The organism is Streptomyces sp. NPDC093149, assembly GCF_044754145.1.
Lineage (GTDB): Bacteria > Actinomycetota > Actinomycetes > Streptomycetales > Streptomycetaceae > Streptomyces.
Genome location: NZ_JBIVON010000011.1, coordinates 52068 through 68033, shown reverse-complemented (window position 1 = coordinate 68033; position 15966 = coordinate 52068). Strand labels below are relative to the sequence as shown.

At 70.5% G+C, this 15966-nt stretch carries 18 protein-coding genes; 17 read left to right on the top strand and 1 reads right to left on the bottom strand.

Annotation, left to right across the window (positions count from 1 at the left end; translation table 11 throughout):
• Nucleotides 1-37: 37 nt before the first annotated feature.
• The gene (gene ftsH, locus ACIQCZ_RS29195; protein WP_402286351.1) at nucleotides 38-1951 is read left to right on the top strand and encodes an ATP-dependent zinc metalloprotease FtsH; all 1914 of its coding nucleotides are present in this window, start codon (nucleotides 38-40) and stop codon (nucleotides 1949-1951) included.
• Between the two features lie 57 nt (nucleotides 1952-2008).
• Here ftsH and ACIQCZ_RS29190 read toward each other — a convergent pair whose 3' ends face one another.
• Nucleotides 2009-2869, bottom strand: coding sequence for a methyltransferase domain-containing protein (locus tag ACIQCZ_RS29190; RefSeq protein WP_402286348.1), 861 nt, complete (start codon nucleotides 2867-2869; stop codon nucleotides 2009-2011).
• A 238-nt stretch (nucleotides 2870-3107) separates the two neighbouring features.
• Here ACIQCZ_RS29190 and proS point away from each other — a divergent pair, with 238 nt between their 5' ends.
• From proS to dprA, 16 genes are all read left to right on the top strand, one after another.
• Nucleotides 3108-4523: a proline--tRNA ligase gene (proS, locus tag ACIQCZ_RS29185; protein WP_402286346.1), complete on the top strand. Its 1416-nt coding sequence runs from the start codon at nucleotides 3108-3110 to the stop codon at nucleotides 4521-4523.
• A gap of 229 nt (nucleotides 4524-4752) precedes the next feature.
• Nucleotides 4753-5346 carry a hypothetical protein gene (locus ACIQCZ_RS29180; protein ID WP_402286344.1) on the top strand — a complete coding sequence of 198 codons (594 nt, stop codon included), beginning with the start codon at nucleotides 4753-4755 and terminating at the stop codon, nucleotides 5344-5346.
• A 157-nt stretch (nucleotides 5347-5503) separates the two neighbouring features.
• Nucleotides 5504-5947, top strand: a complete 444-nt coding sequence (gene rpsP, locus ACIQCZ_RS29175) for a 30S ribosomal protein S16 (protein WP_351083101.1) — start codon at nucleotides 5504-5506, stop codon at nucleotides 5945-5947.
• Nucleotides 5948-5949: 2 nt separating this feature from the next.
• Nucleotides 5950-6189, top strand: a complete 240-nt coding sequence (locus ACIQCZ_RS29170) for an RNA-binding protein (RefSeq protein WP_020868149.1) — start codon at nucleotides 5950-5952, stop codon at nucleotides 6187-6189.
• A gap of 79 nt (nucleotides 6190-6268) precedes the next feature.
• Entirely contained in the window at nucleotides 6269-6853 is a 585-nt protein-coding gene (rimM, locus tag ACIQCZ_RS29165) for a ribosome maturation factor RimM (RefSeq protein ID WP_402286341.1), read from the top strand.
• Nucleotides 6853-7674, top strand: coding sequence for a tRNA (guanosine(37)-N1)-methyltransferase TrmD (trmD, locus tag ACIQCZ_RS29160; protein ID WP_351083106.1), 822 nt, complete (start codon nucleotides 6853-6855; stop codon nucleotides 7672-7674). Before rimM ends, trmD begins: the two co-directional genes overlap by 1 nt.
• 167 nt (nucleotides 7675-7841) lie before the next feature.
• Nucleotides 7842-8192 (top strand): 50S ribosomal protein L19, encoded by a 351-nt coding sequence (gene rplS / locus ACIQCZ_RS29155; RefSeq protein ID WP_073784884.1) that lies wholly within the window; start codon nucleotides 7842-7844, stop codon nucleotides 8190-8192.
• A gap of 101 nt (nucleotides 8193-8293) precedes the next feature.
• Complete coding sequence (lepB, locus tag ACIQCZ_RS29150; RefSeq protein ID WP_402286338.1) at nucleotides 8294-9064, top strand: signal peptidase I; 771 nt, start codon at nucleotides 8294-8296, stop codon at nucleotides 9062-9064.
• Nucleotides 9057-10136: a signal peptidase I gene (gene lepB, locus ACIQCZ_RS29145; RefSeq protein WP_402286336.1), complete on the top strand. Its 1080-nt coding sequence runs from the start codon at nucleotides 9057-9059 to the stop codon at nucleotides 10134-10136. Before lepB (ACIQCZ_RS29150) ends, lepB (ACIQCZ_RS29145) begins: the two co-directional genes overlap by 8 nt.
• A complete protein-coding gene (gene lepB, locus ACIQCZ_RS29140) occupies nucleotides 10033-10932 on the top strand; it encodes a signal peptidase I (protein ID WP_402286710.1) in 900 nt (299 codons plus the stop codon). Before lepB (ACIQCZ_RS29145) ends, lepB (ACIQCZ_RS29140) begins: the two co-directional genes overlap by 104 nt.
• A gap of 51 nt (nucleotides 10933-10983) precedes the next feature.
• The gene (gene lepB / locus ACIQCZ_RS29135; protein WP_402286334.1) at nucleotides 10984-11730 is read left to right on the top strand and encodes a signal peptidase I; all 747 of its coding nucleotides are present in this window, start codon (nucleotides 10984-10986) and stop codon (nucleotides 11728-11730) included.
• Nucleotides 11720-12208 carry an NUDIX hydrolase gene (locus tag ACIQCZ_RS29130; protein WP_402286333.1) on the top strand — a complete coding sequence of 163 codons (489 nt, stop codon included), beginning with the start codon at nucleotides 11720-11722 and terminating at the stop codon, nucleotides 12206-12208. Before lepB (ACIQCZ_RS29135) ends, ACIQCZ_RS29130 begins: the two co-directional genes overlap by 11 nt.
• Before the next feature lie 64 nt (nucleotides 12209-12272).
• On the top strand, nucleotides 12273-12581 hold the full coding sequence (locus ACIQCZ_RS29125) for a DUF2469 domain-containing protein (protein WP_003965949.1): 309 nt from the start codon (nucleotides 12273-12275) through the stop codon (nucleotides 12579-12581).
• Between the two features lie 127 nt (nucleotides 12582-12708).
• The gene (locus tag ACIQCZ_RS29120) at nucleotides 12709-13068 is read left to right on the top strand and encodes a YraN family protein (protein WP_365691389.1); all 360 of its coding nucleotides are present in this window, start codon (nucleotides 12709-12711) and stop codon (nucleotides 13066-13068) included.
• Entirely contained in the window at nucleotides 13068-14693 is a 1626-nt protein-coding gene (locus tag ACIQCZ_RS29115) for a YifB family Mg chelatase-like AAA ATPase (RefSeq protein ID WP_402286332.1), read from the top strand. The genes ACIQCZ_RS29120 and ACIQCZ_RS29115 overlap by 1 nt, the downstream gene beginning before the upstream one ends.
• A 149-nt stretch (nucleotides 14694-14842) precedes the next feature.
• Nucleotides 14843-15952, top strand: a complete 1110-nt coding sequence (dprA, locus tag ACIQCZ_RS29110; RefSeq protein WP_402286709.1) for a DNA-processing protein DprA — start codon at nucleotides 14843-14845, stop codon at nucleotides 15950-15952.
• Nucleotides 15953-15966 lie beyond the last annotated feature (14 nt).

The following is a 15966-nucleotide window of genomic DNA, read 5'->3' as shown; positions in this document are numbered from 1 at the left end:
AATGTCACGATTGACGGCTGTCGGAAGAGGAGCACGCGTGACCAACCCCGTACCTCCCCGCGATCGAACCGACCAGCCGTGGCGCTCCGAGGGCGCCCCACCACCCCCGCCGACGGGCCGGAAGATGCCCGGGGGCTGGGGCGGGCTGCTGCTGACCGCGCTCGCCGTCTACCTGATCGCCAATCTGGTGCTGTCCTTCTTCAACGGGGCGGAGGAGCGGACCATCGCGTACACGGAGTTCAGCAAGCAGGTCACCTCGGGCAATGTCTCCAAGATCTACTCCAAGGGCGACGCCATCCAGGGGCAGCTCAAGAAGGAAGCGAAGGTTCCGGGAAGCGACAAGACGTACACCAAGTTCGTCACTCAGCGGCCCGCCTTCGCGGATGACAACCTCTGGGCCGAACTGGTCAAGGACAACGTCACCGTCACCGCCGAGCCCGTCGTCCAGCAGCGCAGCTTCCTGGCCAATCTGCTGATCTCGCTGGCCCCCATGCTGCTGCTCGTCCTGCTCTGGGTGTTCATCGCCCGGCGGATGGCCAGGGGCATGGGTGGCGGGATGGGCGGCTTCGGGCGCAAGGCGCCGCCCAAGCCCGTCGAACTGGAGGGCGCCAAGCGCACCACCTTCCAGGACGTGGCCGGGATCGACGAGGTCGAGGGCGAACTCAACGATGTCGTGGACTTCCTGAAGAACCCGCAGGCCTATCGGAGGATGGGCGCCCGGATGCCCGGCGGAGTCCTCCTCGCGGGACCTCCCGGAACCGGCAAGACCCTGCTCGCGCGGGCCGTCGCCGGCGAGGCCGGAGTGCCGTTCTTCTCGGCCTCGGCCTCCGAGTTCATCGAGATGATCGTCGGCGTCGGTGCGAGCCGGGTACGGGAACTCTTCGCGGAGGCGCGCAAGGTCGCACCCGCCATCATCTTCATCGACGAGATCGACACCATCGGCCGGGCCCGCGGCGGCGGCTCCGGCATGGGCGGTCACGACGAGCGCGAGCAGACGCTCAACCAGATCCTCACCGAGATGGACGGTTTCTCCGGTTCGGAAGGGGTCGTCGTCCTCGCCGCCACCAACCGCGCCGACGTCCTCGACCCCGCCCTCACCCGGCCCGGCCGCTTCGACCGGATCGTCCAGGTCAGCCCGCCGGACAGGAGCGGCAGGGAGGCGATCCTGGAGATCCACACCCGGCAGATCCCGCTCGCCGAGGACGTGAACCTGGCCCAGGTGGCCGGCACGACCCCCGGAATGACCGGCGCCGATCTCGCCAACCTGGCCAATGAGGCCGCGCTGCTCGCCGTCAAGCGCCGACAGTCCGAGGTGAGCCAGTCCGATCTCTCGGACGCCCTGGAGAAGGTCCAGCTCGGAGCGGAACGCTCGCTGGTCATGTCGGACGAGGAGCGCCACAGGACCGCGTACCACGAGAGCGGGCACGCCCTGCTCGGCATGGTCCAGCCGGGCGCCGATCCGGTCCGCAAGGTCACCATCGTCCCGCGCGGCCGGGCCCTGGGTGTCACCCTCTCGACTCCGGACGCCGACAAGTACGCCTACACCGAGGAGTACCTGCGCGGCCGCATCATCGGCGCGCTCGGCGGGATGGCCGCCGAACAGGTGGTCTTCGACGTGATCACCACGGGTGCGGAGAGCGACCTGGAGCAGGTCACCAACCTGGCCCGCGGCATGGTCGGCCGCTGGGGCATGAGCCACAAGGTGGGCAGGCTGACCGCGATCCCGGGCGATGCCCAGCAGGCGTACGGCCTGTCGGCCGCCCCCGCGACGCTCGACGCGGTGGACGGCGAGATGCGGCGGATCGTCGACGAGTGCTACGAGGCGGCGTGCCGGCTCCTGCGCGAGAACCGGGACCGGCTGGACGCGCTGGCCGCGGCCCTGCTGGAGCACGAGACGCTCGACGAGGCCGCGGCCTACCGGGCGGCCGGTATCACCCGTCTGGCCAAGTAGCGGCCGCCCGGCCCCGTGTTGCACACGGGGTTCACATGCCGCACCGCGGGACCACGATCACGTGGCGCACACGAGATAGCGGAAGACGTTCGGCATCCAGATCGTGCCGTCCCGGCGCCGGTGCGGACGCAGGGCCTGCGCGACCTCCTTCTCCACCTGGGCCCGGTCCGTCACCCGTACCGCCGCGTCGAAGAGCCGCGTCGAGAGCAACCCCCGCACCGCGCTGTCCATGTCCGCGTACCCGAACGGGCACGCCACCCGTCCGGAGCCGTCCGGTTTCAGACCGGCCCGGAACGCCACTTCCTCCAGGTCGTCCCGGCGCGCCACGCGCCAGCCGTCCGGGCGGGGCGTCGGCGCCCCGTCGGAGAGCCGGTCCGCCACCCGCAGCACCGGCGCCGTCGCACACCGCTCCGGCGGACCCCACCCGGTCAGCACCACCGTGCTGCCGCGGGCGGCCAGCGGCACGGCGGACCGCAGCGCGGACACCAGCCCTTCCGCGTCCCCGGACGAGCAGCCGATCGGGGTGAACGCGGTGAGCAGGTTGTACGGCGTCCCGTCGGCCGGGGCGGCCTCGGACGGATCACCGTCGAGGAGCCGGCGATGCCCGGCCCCGGTTCCGGCCTCGTTCCCCGGGTCGGGCAGCAGCCGGGCCCGCGCGAGTGCCAGCCGGTCGGGGTCGGTGTCGACGCCCGTGACGCGGGCCCCGCGGCCGGCCGCGATCAGCAGCGCGAGACCGGAGCCGCAGCCGAGGGAGAGCAGCCGGGTGCCGGTTCCCACTTCGAGCCGCTCGTACACCGCTTCGTACAGCGGTGCGAGCATCCGCTCCTGGATCTCGGCCCAGTCCCGGGCACCGGTGTCGGGATCCACCGGGGTGGCCGTGTCCGCGTGGCTGTGGTGCCGGACGAGCGTAGGTGTCATGGAAGCGCCCCAATCCGCCGAGAGGTCGGTCGTGTCCGATCGGTCGTGCCCCGAGTGGATGCCCCCCTCTGCGTGTGCGCCCGTTGCCCCCGTATGTCGGAGAACTGCGCATCGGCCCCCGCGTCCAGGGGCCCGACGGCGATGGCCGGGTGCCCGGCCGGTGCGCCCGGAGGGACGGACCGCTGCAGCGGGGCCCGTCGTTCCGTGTGGTGTGCGGTGTCGCCGTACGATGCGCGCCATGGCAAAGGCACCCGTTCTCACGCCCCAGGCCGAGGACTTTCCCCGCTGGTACCAGGATCTGATCAACAAGGCCGAACTCGCGGACAACGGTCCGGTGCGCGGCACCATGGTCATCCGGCCGTACGGATACGGCCTGTGGGAGCGGATGCAGCAGGAGATGGATGCCCGGATCAAAAAAGCGGGCGCCCGGAACGCCTACTTCCCGCTCTTCATCCCCCAGTCTTACCTGACACGCGAAGCCGAGCACGTCGAGGGATTCGCGCCGGAGCTCGCGATCGTGACCCACGGAGGCGGAAAAGAGCTCGAAGAGCCCGTGGTGGTGCGGCCGACGTCCGAAACGATCATCAACGAGTACTTCTCGAAATGGGTGCGGAGCTACCGAGATCTGCCGTTGCTGATCAACCAGTGGGCGAACGTGGTGCGCTGGGAGATGCGGCCGCGGGTCTTTCTCCGCACGACGGAATTCCTCTGGCAGGAGGGCCACACCGCCCACGCCACCTACGAGGAGGCCCGGGAGTACGCCGCGTACATCCAGCGGGACGTCTACGCGGATTTCATGACCGATGTCCTGGGCATCGATGTGGTCCTGGGTCGCAAGACCCCGGCCGAGCGGTTCGCCGGCGCCGTCAACACCCTGACGCTCGAAGGCATGATGCGGGACGGCAAGGCCCTGCAGATGGGTACGAGCCACGAGCTCGGCACCAATTTCGCCAAGGCCTTCCACACCGGCTACCTGTCCAGGGAGGGCAGGCGGGAACTGGTCTGGCAGACCTCGTGGGGCTCGTCGACCCGTATGGTCGGCGGTCTGATCATGGCGCACGGCGACGACCACGGCCTCCGGGTGCCGCCGCGGCTCGCCCCCGTCCAGGCGGTCGTCCTCGCGGTCAAGGAGGACGAGGCCGTGCTGGCCGCGGCCCGGTCCGTCGGGGAGCGGCTGCGCGCCGCGGGGATCAGGACCGAGGTCGACGACCGCACCGACACCCCGTTCGGCCGTCGCACGGTCGACTGGGAGCTGAAGGGCGTGCCGGTACGGATCGAGATCGGCCCGCGCGATCTGGAAGGCGGCACCGCGATGCTGGCCAGGCGCGTCCCCGGCGGGAAGGAGCCGGTGGCGATCGAGGCGCTGCCCGCGCTCCTTCCGGCGATCCTGGAGGAGGACCAGGCGGCGCTGCTGCGCGAGTCCCGCGACCGGCGCGAGTCGTCCACCACCGAGGCCGCCTCCGTCGAGGAGGCCGCGGAGGCGGCGGCAGCGGGCGGCTGGGCACGTATCGCCTGGTCGGCCCTCGGTCCGGCGGGGGAGGCCCGGCTCGCGGAACGGGGGGTCTCGGTGCGGTGCCTGGTCGCGGAGGACGGGTCGGTGCCGGATACGGACGACGCCCCCGGTAATGTCGCGCTGGTGGCCCGCGCCTACTGACGCCCGGCCCGCCCACCGGGCCGTGTCGGTATCCCGGCCTACGACGGTCGACTACGCGTCCGGGCGTACGGGGTGCTACGTACCGGCTTGGTGCGAGCTGTGAGACTTCTCCGCAGATCTGCGCACCCGCCCTCGTCAGGACGCATCAACGGCAACTGACTGGTACGTGCAAATTATTTGGGATGGCCCGGAATCGGAACACCGGGGCACTCGCGCTCGTTGTCACGACGTGAGCACGACACCACCTGTACTTGCCGCAGAGCTGGCGCAGGCGTGGGCCGACATTCAGCGGTACCACCCCGAGCTGCCGGATCTAGCCGCGCCCGAGTCCCTGATCGGAGAGTCCTCGTCCGCCTGTGGCGCCGAACTCTCCTTCGAGCGACTGCTGCATGAGGCAGTCCACGGCACCGCCGCCGCGAGAGGTGTCCGCGACACCTCGCGGGCCGGCCGCTACCACAACCGTCGATTCCTCGCGATCGCCGAGGAGCTGGGCCTCGACCATGCGGAGGAGCCCCACCCCAGCAGTGGCTTCTCCCTGGTCACGCTCAACCCCGAGGCCAAGCGCAGGTACCGGCCGACGATCGAGCGGCTGCAGCGCGCCCTCAAGGCGCACACGGTCGCCACCGCCGCCGACACCAAGCGTTCCTTCCGCGGGCCGGCCGCCCGGCACGGTTCCTCCGGCGGAGGCGTCCGCGTCAAGGCCGTCTGCGACTGCGGACGCAATGTGCGGGTCGTCCCGTCGGTCCTGGCGCAGGCGCCGATCGTCTGCGGCGGTTGCGGAAAGCCGTTCCGTATCCCGGAAGCCGCGGTCGCGGTGGGGTGACCCGATGCGGTGTGGCACAATGGCTAGCTGTACTCGACAGTCGCACAGGACCCCTCTCTCCTCCGGCTGACGCGTCCATCGGGCACCCGAGTACCGCAACCCCACGTGGCATCTTCGTTGTGCCCAACCACGTCATAGACCAGGAGACACCACTTCCGTGGCAGTCAAGATCAAGCTGAAGCGTCTGGGCAAGATCCGTTCGCCTCACTACCGCATCGTCGTCGCCGACTCCCGTACCCGCCGTGACGGCCGGGCCATCGAGGAGATCGGCCTGTACCACCCGGTGCAGAACCCCTCGCGCATCGAGGTCAACTCGGAGCGTGCGCAGTACTGGCTGTCCGTCGGCGCCCAGCCGACCGAGCCGGTTCTCGCGATCCTGAAGCTCACCGGTGACTGGCAGGCCCACAAGGGTCTCCCGGCCCCCGCGCCGCTGCTGCAGCCGGAGCCCAAGGCGGACAAGCGCGCCCTGTTCGAGGCCCTGGCCAAGGACGGCGGCGAGGAGTCCAAGGGCGAGGCCATCACGCAGAAGTCGAAGAAGTCCGACAAGAAGGCGGACGAGGCTGCTGACGCGGCTGCGGCCGCCGAGTCGACCGAGGCCTGAGCATGCTCGAGGAGGCTCTCGAGCACCTCGTGAAGGGCATCGTCGACAACCCCGACGAAGTGCAGGTCGCCTCGCGCAACCTGCGCCGTGGTCGCGTGCTTGAGGTCCGGGTCCACCCCGACGACCTCGGCAAGGTGATCGGCCGCAACGGCCGCACCGCGCGCGCACTGCGTACCGTCGTGGGCGCCATCGGCGGCCGTGGCATCCGCGTCGACCTCGTCGATGTGGATCAGGTTCGCTGACAGAGTTGAACACCGGCACGGGCCGGGGAGGGCCAAGCGCCCGCCCCGGCCCGTCGTCGTATGACAGGAGAGACACAAGGTGCAGTTGGTAGTCGCGCGGATCGGCCGTGCCCACGGCATCAAGGGCGAGGTCACCGTCGAGGTGCGTACGGACGAGCCCGAGCTGCGGCTCGCGCCCGGAGCCGTACTCGCCACCGAACCGGCCGGCGCCGGACCGCTCACGATCGAGACCGGCCGGGTGCACAGCGGACGGCTGCTGCTCCGGTTCGAGGGCGTACGCGACCGTACGGCTGCCGAGGCCCTGCGCAACACACTTCTGATCGCCGAGGTCGACCCGGCCGAACTCCCCGAGGACCCCGAGGAGTTCTACGACCATCAGCTCATGGACCTCGACGTGGTCCTGGCCGACGGCACCGCAATCGGCCGGATCACCGAGATCACACATCTGCCGTCCCAGGACCTCTTCATCGTGGAGCGGCCGGACGGCAGCGAGGTGATGATCCCGTTCGTCGAGGAGATCGTCACCGAGATCGATCTGGCGGAGCAGCGTGCGGTGATCGTCCCGCCGCCCGGACTGATCGACGAGAGCCAGGCCGTGATCGCCTCCTCGCGCGACGAAGAGGGCGACGCGGACGGGACGCCCGTGTCCGGGAAGGACGTCTGATGCGCCTCGACGTCGTCACGATCTTCCCGGAGTACCTGGAACCGCTGAACGTCTCGCTCGTCGGCAAGGCCCGCGCGCGCGGGCGCCTCGATGTGCACGTCCACGATCTGCGGGACTGGACGTACGACCGGCACAACACGGTCGACGACACCCCGTACGGCGGCGGCCCCGGCATGGTCATGAAGACCGAGCCGTGGGGCGAGGCGCTGGACGACGCCCTGGCGGGCGGGTACGAGGCCGGTGCGCACTCCCCGGTGCTCGTGGTCCCCACGCCCAGCGGCCGTCCGTTCACCCAGGAACTCGCCGTCGAACTCTCCGAACGGCCGTGGCTGGTCTTCACTCCGGCTCGCTACGAGGGCATCGACCGCCGGGTGATGGACGAGTACGCGACCCGGATGCCGGTCGTCGAGGTCTCCATCGGTGACTACGTGCTCGCCGGCGGGGAAGCCGCGGTGCTGGTGATCACCGAAGCCGTGGCCCGGCTGCTGCCCGGCGTGCTCGGGAACGCCGAGTCGCACCGGGACGACTCCTTCGCCCCCGGCGAGATGGCCAATCTCCTGGAGGGGCCCGTCTACACCAAGCCGCCCGAGTGGCGCGGCCGGGGCATCCCGGACGTCCTGCTCAGCGGTCACCACGGGAAGATCGCACGCTGGCGGCGGGACGAGGCGTTCCGTCGTACGGCACTCAACCGGCCCGATCTCATCGAACGCTGCGAGGCGAGCGGCTTCGACAAGAAGGACCGCGAGATCCTCTCCATCCTCGGCTGGTCACCTGAGCCCGGGGGCCGATTTTGGCGCAGGCCCGAGGCCGTGGAAGAATAGGCCGCTGCTGTACGTCCGACGTGCGCCCCTGCCACAGGGGGAAGCGACCGCTGTGTTCTCCATGCACATGGGGAACGGTCCCGACGCCCGTCCGGCGCGATCAGCGCCTCCAGCTCCTCACTATCTCCCGTCGATGACCTGTGGCATCGGCGAAGAAAGCAGACAACATGGCTTCCCTGCTCGACGACGTCAACGCCGCATCGCTGCGTACCGACGTCCCGGCGTTCCGCCCCGGTGACACCGTCAACGTCCACGTGCGAGTGATCGAGGGCAACCGCTCCCGTATCCAGCAGTTCAAGGGCGTGGTCATCCGTCGCCAGGGCGCCGGCGTCAGCGAGACCTTCACGGTCCGCAAGGTCTCCTTCAGCGTCGGCGTGGAGCGCACCTTCCCGGTGCACAGCCCGATCTTCGAGAAGATCGAGCTCGTCACCCGCGGTGACGTCCGTCGCGCCAAGCTGTACTACCTCCGTGAGCTGCGCGGCAAGGCCGCGAAGATCAAGGAGAAGCGCGACAACTGAGCTGACGGCCTCGCCCACCATGGGCAGTGGACGCCGCTGACGATCGTGGGCGAGGCCGTGACTCCCAGGTCCACAGGACAGCCGGATAAGCTCTGGCCCCGATGGACACGGAAGCCAAGCCCTCGGAGCGCGACCGCTCCTCCGCACCCGCAACAGGGTCGGAGGAGGGGTCGCGCTTCTCGCGTATCCCGGACCGGTTGACCGCCTCGCTGTCGTGGCGGCGGACCGCCGCGCTCGGCGCGGCCTGCGCGGTCTTCGTACTGCTGCTCAGCGCCTTCGTGGTGCAGCCCTTCCTGATTCCCAGCGGCTCGATGGAGTCGACGCTGCGGGTGGGGGACAGGGTGCTGGTGAACAAATTGGCGTACCGTTTCGGCTCCGTGCCGCAGCGCGGCGACGTGGTGGTCTTCGACGGCACCGGCTCCTTCGTGCAGGAGGCGCCGCGGGTGAATCCCGTCACCGGACTGCTGCACGGCGCGGCAGCGTCCCTCGGCCTGGTGAGGCCCGCCGAGACCGACTACGTGAAGCGGGTGGTGGGTGTGGGCGGCGACCGGGTGGTCTGCTGTGACAGGCGCGGGAGGATCGAGGTGAACGGCCGTCCCGTCGACGAGGACTACCTGTATCCGGGAGACGTGCCGTCCCGGGTGCGCTTCGACATCGTCGTCCCCGACGGCACGCTGTGGATGATGGGCGACCACCGCAGCAATTCCCGCGACTCGCGCGACCACCTGGGAGAACCGGGCGGCGGCATGGTTCCGGTGGACCGGGTGATCGGCCGGGTGGACTGGATCGGCTGGCCGCTGCGCCGGCTGGGCCCGCTGCCGGACAGCGCCGCCTTCGCCGGGGTGCGGGCGCCGGGCCGGGCCCATGGGTAGCCGCGGGCGGCGGGACGGCGGGGCCGACCCGGAGATACCGCTGTCGGCCGGCACCGGGCCGACGGCCGCCCGCTCACTGCCGACCAGGGCGGAGCGGCGCAGGCTGGCACGCAAGGTCAGACGGCGGCGGCGCGGCTCGGCCGTGCGGGAGATCCCGCTGCTCATCGTCGTCGCGCTGCTGATCGCGCTCGTGCTCAAAACCTTCCTGGTGCAGGCGTTCGTGATCCCGTCGGGATCGATGGAACAGACCATCCGGATCGGCGACCGGGTGCTCGTGGACAAGCTGACGCCCTGGTTCGGGTCCAGGCCCGAGCGCGGCGACGTCGTCGTCTTCAAGGACCCGGGGAACTGGCTGAACCAGGAGAACGCCGGCAAGAAGGACTCGCCCGTCGTCGTCAAGCAGGTGAAGGAAGCGCTGACGTTCATCGGGCTGCTGCCCTCCGACGACGAGCAGGATCTGATCAAGCGGGTGGTCGCGGTCGGCGGCGACACGGTGAAGTGCTGTGACAAGGACGGCCGGATCACCGTCAACGGCGTGCCGCTCGACGAGCCGTATCTGCACCCCGGCAATCCGCCCTCCCTCATCAAATTCGAGGTAAAGGTTCCGGCTGGACGGATCTTCGTGATGGGCGACCACCGGTCCAATTCGGCCGATTCGCGCTATCACCTGGACGAGCCCGAGCACGGCACGGTCTCCGAGGACGAGGTCGTGGGGCGGGCCGTGGTCATCGCCTGGCCGTTCGGCCACTGGCGAAAACTGGAGGAACCGGCGACATTCGACTCGGTCCCTGACGCGCGCGCCGGGACGGCCGCTGGCTCGGGCCCGTCGAATAGTGTGTCGTCCAAGGATCCCGATGGAATGATCCCTCTCCCGACCCCTGCGGAACTCCCGCTCGTTATGGGAGTGGTGGGCCTGCACCGGCTAGGGCGCGGGCGGTGGCACGGAGTAAGGAGTGGATGTGGGGGATTTGGCGGTCGGCGCGCGATCCGGACACGGGGAACCCGAGGACCGGCCGGGCAATCCGGAGAATGTCGAGTCCGCCGGAACGGCGGCGGACGGCGCGGGGAGTGACGGCGACTCCCCGGGCAGCGGTGATTCGGCTCTGAAGAAGCCGCGCTCCTTCTGGAAGGAGCTGCCCCTGCTCATCGGTATCGCGCTGGTGCTCGCGCTGCTGATCAAGACGTTTCTGGTGCAGGCGTTCTCGATCCCCTCGGACTCGATGCAGAACACCCTGCAGCGGGGCGACCGGGTGCTGGTCGACAAGCTGACACCGTGGTTCGGCGCGGAGCCCAAGCGCGGCGAGGTCGTGGTCTTCCACGACCCGGGCGGCTGGCTGGAGACCACCCAGACGAGCAATCCGAATGTGGTGCAGAAGTTCCTCAGCTTCATCGGACTGATGCCGTCCGCCGAGGAGAAGGACCTGATCAAGCGGGTCATCGCGGTCGGTGGCGACACGGTGGAGTGCAAGAAGGACGGCCCGGTCGTGGTCAACGGCAAGGCGCTGGACGACAAGTCGTTCATCTTCCCGGGGAACACGCCCTGCAATGACGAGCCGTTCGGGCCGATCAATGTGCCCGAGGGGCGCATCTGGGTGATGGGCGACCACCGGCAGAACTCCCTCGACTCCCGCTACCACCAGGGGCTGCCGGGCGGCGGCACGGTCTCCAACAAGGAGGTCGTCGGCCGGGCCATCGTCGTGGCGTGGCCGATCAACCGCTGGGCGACCCTGCCGGTCCCGAAGACCTTCGACCAGCCGGGGATCAACGCGGCGATGGGTCTGGCCCCCGGAGCACTCGGTGTAGCCGGTGCGGTGCCCCTCGTGATGTGGCGTCGCAAGAGGCTGACCAGCGGACGTACCGCCGGGTAGGGTGCCGACTCGGATCAGCGATTGTCGATCTCCGAGGTGGGGGACGCTGGGATGAGTGGAACAGGACGTACGGGTGACGGCCACGGTCGGCTCGGCAGCAGGCTGTCGGGGCTGGCCGTGGCCGTCGGCTGTGTGCTCTTCCTCGGCGGCTTCGCCTGGGCGGCCGTGGTGTACAAGCCGTACACCGTGCCGACCGAGTCGATGACACCGACGGTGCACGCCGGCGACCGGGTGCTCGCGGAGCGGATCGACGGCAGCGAGGTGCGCCGCGGCGACGTGGTGGTCTTCACCGATCCGACCTGGGGCGACATGCCGATGGTGAAGCGGGTGGTGGGAATCGGCGGCGACACGATCGCCTGCTGCGACAAGGGCCGGCTCGAGGTCAACGGCAAACCCATTGAAGAACCGTATCTGCACACGAAGAACCTCGCCTCGATGACCGACTTCACGGCGGACGTGCCCAAGGGACAGCTCTTCCTGCTCGGGGACGAACGCAGCGCTTCGCTGGACTCGCGGGTCCATCTGGACGACCCGGGACAGGGATCCGTGCCGCGCAGCGCGGTGCAGGCCAGGGTGGACGCCGTCGCCTGGCCGCTGAGCGGCATGGTCGGGCGACCGCAGGCCTTCGCCTCCCTTCCCGGTGGGGTGTCGTCGCCCGGACCGCTGCGGCTGCAGCTCGGTGCCGTGGCGGTGGGTGCGGTGCTCATCCTCGGCGGAGCGGCGTACGGTCCGCTCAAGGCGTGGTCCGCGCGGTCGGCACGGAAGAAGAGTGAACGGGTGACCGCCGGTGCGCACTGAGAAACGGAAAGTCGCCCGTGTGGTGCTGCTGGACCCCGACGACCGCATTCTTCTGATGCACGGGTTCGAACCGGAGGACCCTGCAAGCACCTGGTGGTTCACCCCCGGGGGCGGCCTGGAGGGCGACGAGACCCGGGAACAGGCCGCGCTGCGCGAACTCGCCGAGGAAACCGGGATCACCGACGTCGAGCTGGGCCCGCTGCTCTGGCAACGGATGTGCTCGTTCCCGTTCGACGGCCGCCGCTGGGACCAGGACGAGTGGTACTACCTGGCACGTACGACGCAGACCGCCACCGACACGCGCGGGCTGACCGGGCTGGAGCAGCGCAGCGTCGCGGGTCTGAGGTGGTGGACCTCCGCCGAACTGTCGGCGGCGCGTGAGACGGTGTACCCGACCAGGCTCGCCGAGCTGCTGCGCACGCTGCTCGCCGAGGGGCCTCCGCGTACGCCAATGGTTCTGGCCCCCGAAATCGCCTAAGCGCCCGGGGGTGCCCGGGTCTGGCGCACAATGGGGGCACGCACGGCTGAAGGGGAACATGCCAATGAGCGCCGAGGACCTCGAAAAGTACGAGACCGAGATGGAGCTGAAGCTCTACCGGGAGTACCGAGATGTCGTCGGTCTGTTCAAATACGTGATCGAGACCGAACGGCGCTTCTACCTCACCAACGACTACGAGATGCAGGTGCACTCGGTTCAGGGCGAGGTGTTCTTCGAAGTATCCATGGCGGACGCCTGGGTCTGGGACATGTACCGGCCCGCACGCTTCGTCAAGCAGGTACGGGTATTGACGTTCAAGGACGTCAACATCGAGGAGCTCAACAAGAGCGATCTCGAACTTCCGGGCGGCTGAGCCCCGCATTCCGGTGGGGTGATTCCCACTTCCGGGTGGCGCGGTTGTCCACAATCGCGGACTTGTCCACCAAGATCCACCAGCCGGGACCGAACACGCCAGAGTCGGTCCCGGAGGTGGTGCCGATATGAACGCACGGGGGGCACTCGGGCGGTACGGCGAGGATCTGGCGGCGCGGCTGCTGACGGACGCGGGCCTGTCCGTACTGGAACGGAACTGGCGCTGTCGCGCCGGTGAGATCGACATCGTCGCGATGGACGGCGACACACTCGTGGTCTGCGAGGTGAAGACCCGGAGGGCGGGTGCCTTCGAGCATCCGATGGCGGCCGTCACACCGGTCAAGGCGGAGCGGCTGCGCAGGCTGGCTGGGATCTGGCTCCACGGACACGGCGGCCCGCCACCCGGCGGGGTGCGGATCGATCTGGTCGGCGTGCTGCTGCCCAGGCGAGGGGCGCCCGTCGCCGAGCACGCGCGCGGGGTGGCCTGATGGGGTTCGCGCGGGCGTGTTCGGTGGCGCTCGTCGGCGTCGAGGGCGTGGTGGTGGAGGTCCAGGCGGACCTGGAGGCGGGGGTGGCCGCGTTCACCCTGGTGGGGCTGCCGGACAAGAGTCTGGTGGAGAGCCGGGACCGGGTCAGGGCCGCGGTCGTGAACTCCGGGGCCGAATGGCCGCAGAAGAAGCTCACGGTGGGGCTGTCGCCCGCCTCCGTGCCGAAGAGCGGCTCCGGTTTCGATCTCGCGGTCGCCTGCGCGGTGCTGGGTGCCGCCGAGCGGATCGATCCGGCGGCCATCGCCGATGTGGTGATGATCGGTGAGCTCGGGCTCGACGGCCGGGTGCGGCCGGTGCGCGGCGTGCTGCCCGCCGTGCTCGCCGCGGCGGAGGCCGGGTACCGCCAGGTCGTCGTGGCCGAGCAGACCGCGGAGGAGGCGGCACTGGTGCCCGGGGTCTCGGTGCTCGGGGTGCGGAGCCTGCGACAACTGATCGCGGTCCTCTGCGACGAGCCGGTGCCGGACGAAGGGGTGTCCTGCGACGAGGGGCGGCCCGACGCCATGCTGGCCGGGCTGATGGTGCCCGGTGCGGGTATGGGCACCGGGCTCGCCCGGGGGGCCGGACCCGGTGCCGGCGGCCCGCCGGACCTGGCGGACGTGGCGGGGCAGGAGCGGCCGCGCAAGGCACTGGAGGTCGCCGCGGCGGGCGGTCACCACCTGTTGCTCTCCGGACCGCCGGGCGCCGGCAAGACCATGCTGGCCGAGCGGTTGTCGGCGATCCTGCCGACGCTGACCAGGAAGGAGTCGCTGGAGGTCACCGCGGTGCACTCGGTGGCGGGCATCCTGCCGCCCGGGGAACCGCTGGTCACCCGGGCGCCGTACTGCGCACCGCACCACTCGGCGACGATGCAGTCCCTGGTCGGCGGGGGCAACGGGCTGCCGCGACCCGGTGCGGTCTCGCTGGCACACCGGGGGATTCTCTTTCTGGACGAGGCGCCGGAGTTCTCCGTGCGGGCGCTCGACGCGCTGCGCCAGCCGCTGGAGTCGGGGCACGTGGTGGTGGCCCGCAGCGCCGGGGTGGTGCGGCTGCCCGCCAGGTTCCTGATGGTCCTCGCCGCCAATCCCTGCCCGTGCGGACGGCACACCCTCAGCGGCGCCGGTTGCGATTGCCCGCCCTCGACGGTCAGGCGTTACCAGGCGAGGCTCTCCGGGCCGTTGCTCGACCGGGTGGATCTCCGGGTGGGCGTCGCCCCGGTCGGACGTCGTGACCTGATGGGGCAGGGCGGCAGGGGGGAGTCGACGGCCACGGTGGCGGCCCGGGTCCGGGAGGCCAGGGCGCGGGCCGCGGACCGGCTGGCCGGCACCGCGTGGACGACCAACGGCGAGGTGCCCGGCCATGAGCTGCGCACCAGGCTGGCCGCGGCACCGGGCGCACTCATGGAGGCCGAGCGGGACATGGAGCGGGGCCTGCTCACCGCGCGCGGCCTGGACCGGGTGCTCAGGGTCGCGTGGACGGTCGCCGATCTGCGCGGTGCCGACCGTCCGGAAGCCTCCGACATCGCGTTGGCACTGGAACTGCGGACCGGGATTCCACGGGGCGCGGAGGCGAAGGCCGGGGTGTCATGACGCCCCGCGCAGACAGCGGCAGGGAGCGGGAGCCGGGAGACCTTCCTGGGCGGCGCTCGGAGCATGGCACGGTGCCGGGGCCCCCGAGCCAGCCGGGAGCGGCGGTGAGCGATCGGGAACGGGTGGCACGGGCCGCACTGACCCGCGTCATGGAACCGGGGGACGAGCGGGGCGGACGCTGGCTGCGCGAGTGCGGCGCCGTCGAACTGATGCGGCGGATCACCACCCGGGACGGGACCGCGGAGCAACTGAGCAGGATGACGCCGAAACGTCTCGACGGATACCGGTTGCGGGCCGAGAACGTCGATCCCGAACGGGACCTGGCGACGGTCGCCGCGCTCGGCGGTCGGTTCGTCTGTCCCGGCGAGCTGGAATGGCCCAGTCAGCTCGACGACCTGGGGGACGGCAGGCCGATCGGCCTCTGGGTGCGGGGGCCGCGTGATCTGCGGCTCTGGGCGCTGCGCTCGGTCGCCGTGGTCGGCGCCCGCGCCTGCACACCGTACGGCTCGCACATGGCGGCGAGTCTCGGTTCCGGGCTCGCCGAGCTGGGGTGGGTCGTCGTGTCGGGGGCGGCGTTCGGGGTGGACGGGGCCGCGCATCGTGGGGCGCTCGCGGTCGGAGGGGCGACGATGGCGGTCCTCGCCTGCGGGGTGGACGTCGCCTATCCGCGGGGACACGCCGAGCTGATCGGGCGGATGGCGGAACAGGGTCTCGTCATCGGTGAATTGCCACCATCCGATCATCCGACCCGCAGTAGATTCGTTCTTCGGAACCGGGTCATCGCCGCGTTGACGCGCGGGACGGTCGTGGTCGAGGCCCAGTACCGGAGCGGTTCTCTGGTCACCGCGCGCTGCGCGCAGCGGCTCGGCCGGTTCACCATGGGGGTGCCGGGCCCTGCCACCAGCGGTCTGTCGGCAGGGGTGCATGAGCTCCTCCGGGGGGAGGGCGTCCTGGTGACGGATGCCGCGGAAGTCGCCGAGCTGGTGGGTGACATCGGTGAGTTGGCCCCGCCCAGACACGGCCCCGTCCACCCCAGGGACCTGCTGGACGCGGTCTCCGCCAGGGTCCTCGACGCGCTGCCGTCCCGCGGCACCGCCGGCGGGCGGGACGTGGCCCGCGCCGCGGGAACCGGCGCCGACGAAGCGCTCGGCAGGCTGTACGAACTGCACTCACTGGGGTTCGTCGAACGCGATGGCGACGGATGGCGGTTGACGCCGCGACCGACATGCAATGGCGACGCGCGGCGAGGCGGTACTTGACCTGGAGCATTCGG

Bases quoted from the DNA above. Each gene is read 5' to 3' on its own strand.
- ACIQCZ_RS29120 (WP_365691389.1), top strand. From the start codon at position 12,709: ATGAACGCACGGGGGGCACTCGGGCGGTACGGCGAGGATCTGGCGGCG.
- trmD (WP_351083106.1), top strand. From the start codon at position 6,853: ATGCGCCTCGACGTCGTCACGATCTTCCCGGAGTACCTGGAACCGCTG.
- ACIQCZ_RS29170 (WP_020868149.1), top strand. From the start codon at position 5,950: ATGCTCGAGGAGGCTCTCGAGCACCTCGTGAAGGGCATCGTCGACAAC.
- ACIQCZ_RS29190 (WP_402286348.1), bottom strand. From the start codon at position 2,869: ATGACACCTACGCTCGTCCGGCACCACAGCCACGCGGACACGGCCACC.
- ACIQCZ_RS29115 (WP_402286332.1), top strand. From the start codon at position 13,068: ATGGGGTTCGCGCGGGCGTGTTCGGTGGCGCTCGTCGGCGTCGAGGGC.
- lepB (WP_402286336.1), top strand. From the start codon at position 9,057: ATGGGTAGCCGCGGGCGGCGGGACGGCGGGGCCGACCCGGAGATACCG.
- dprA (WP_402286709.1), top strand. From the start codon at position 14,843: ATGGAACCGGGGGACGAGCGGGGCGGACGCTGGCTGCGCGAGTGCGGC.
- lepB (WP_402286338.1), top strand. From the start codon at position 8,294: ATGGACACGGAAGCCAAGCCCTCGGAGCGCGACCGCTCCTCCGCACCC.
- proS (WP_402286346.1), top strand. From the start codon at position 3,108: ATGGCAAAGGCACCCGTTCTCACGCCCCAGGCCGAGGACTTTCCCCGC.
- ACIQCZ_RS29125 (WP_003965949.1), top strand. From the start codon at position 12,273: ATGAGCGCCGAGGACCTCGAAAAGTACGAGACCGAGATGGAGCTGAAG.
- rplS (WP_073784884.1), top strand. From the start codon at position 7,842: ATGGCTTCCCTGCTCGACGACGTCAACGCCGCATCGCTGCGTACCGAC.
- lepB (WP_402286334.1), top strand. From the start codon at position 10,984: ATGAGTGGAACAGGACGTACGGGTGACGGCCACGGTCGGCTCGGCAGC.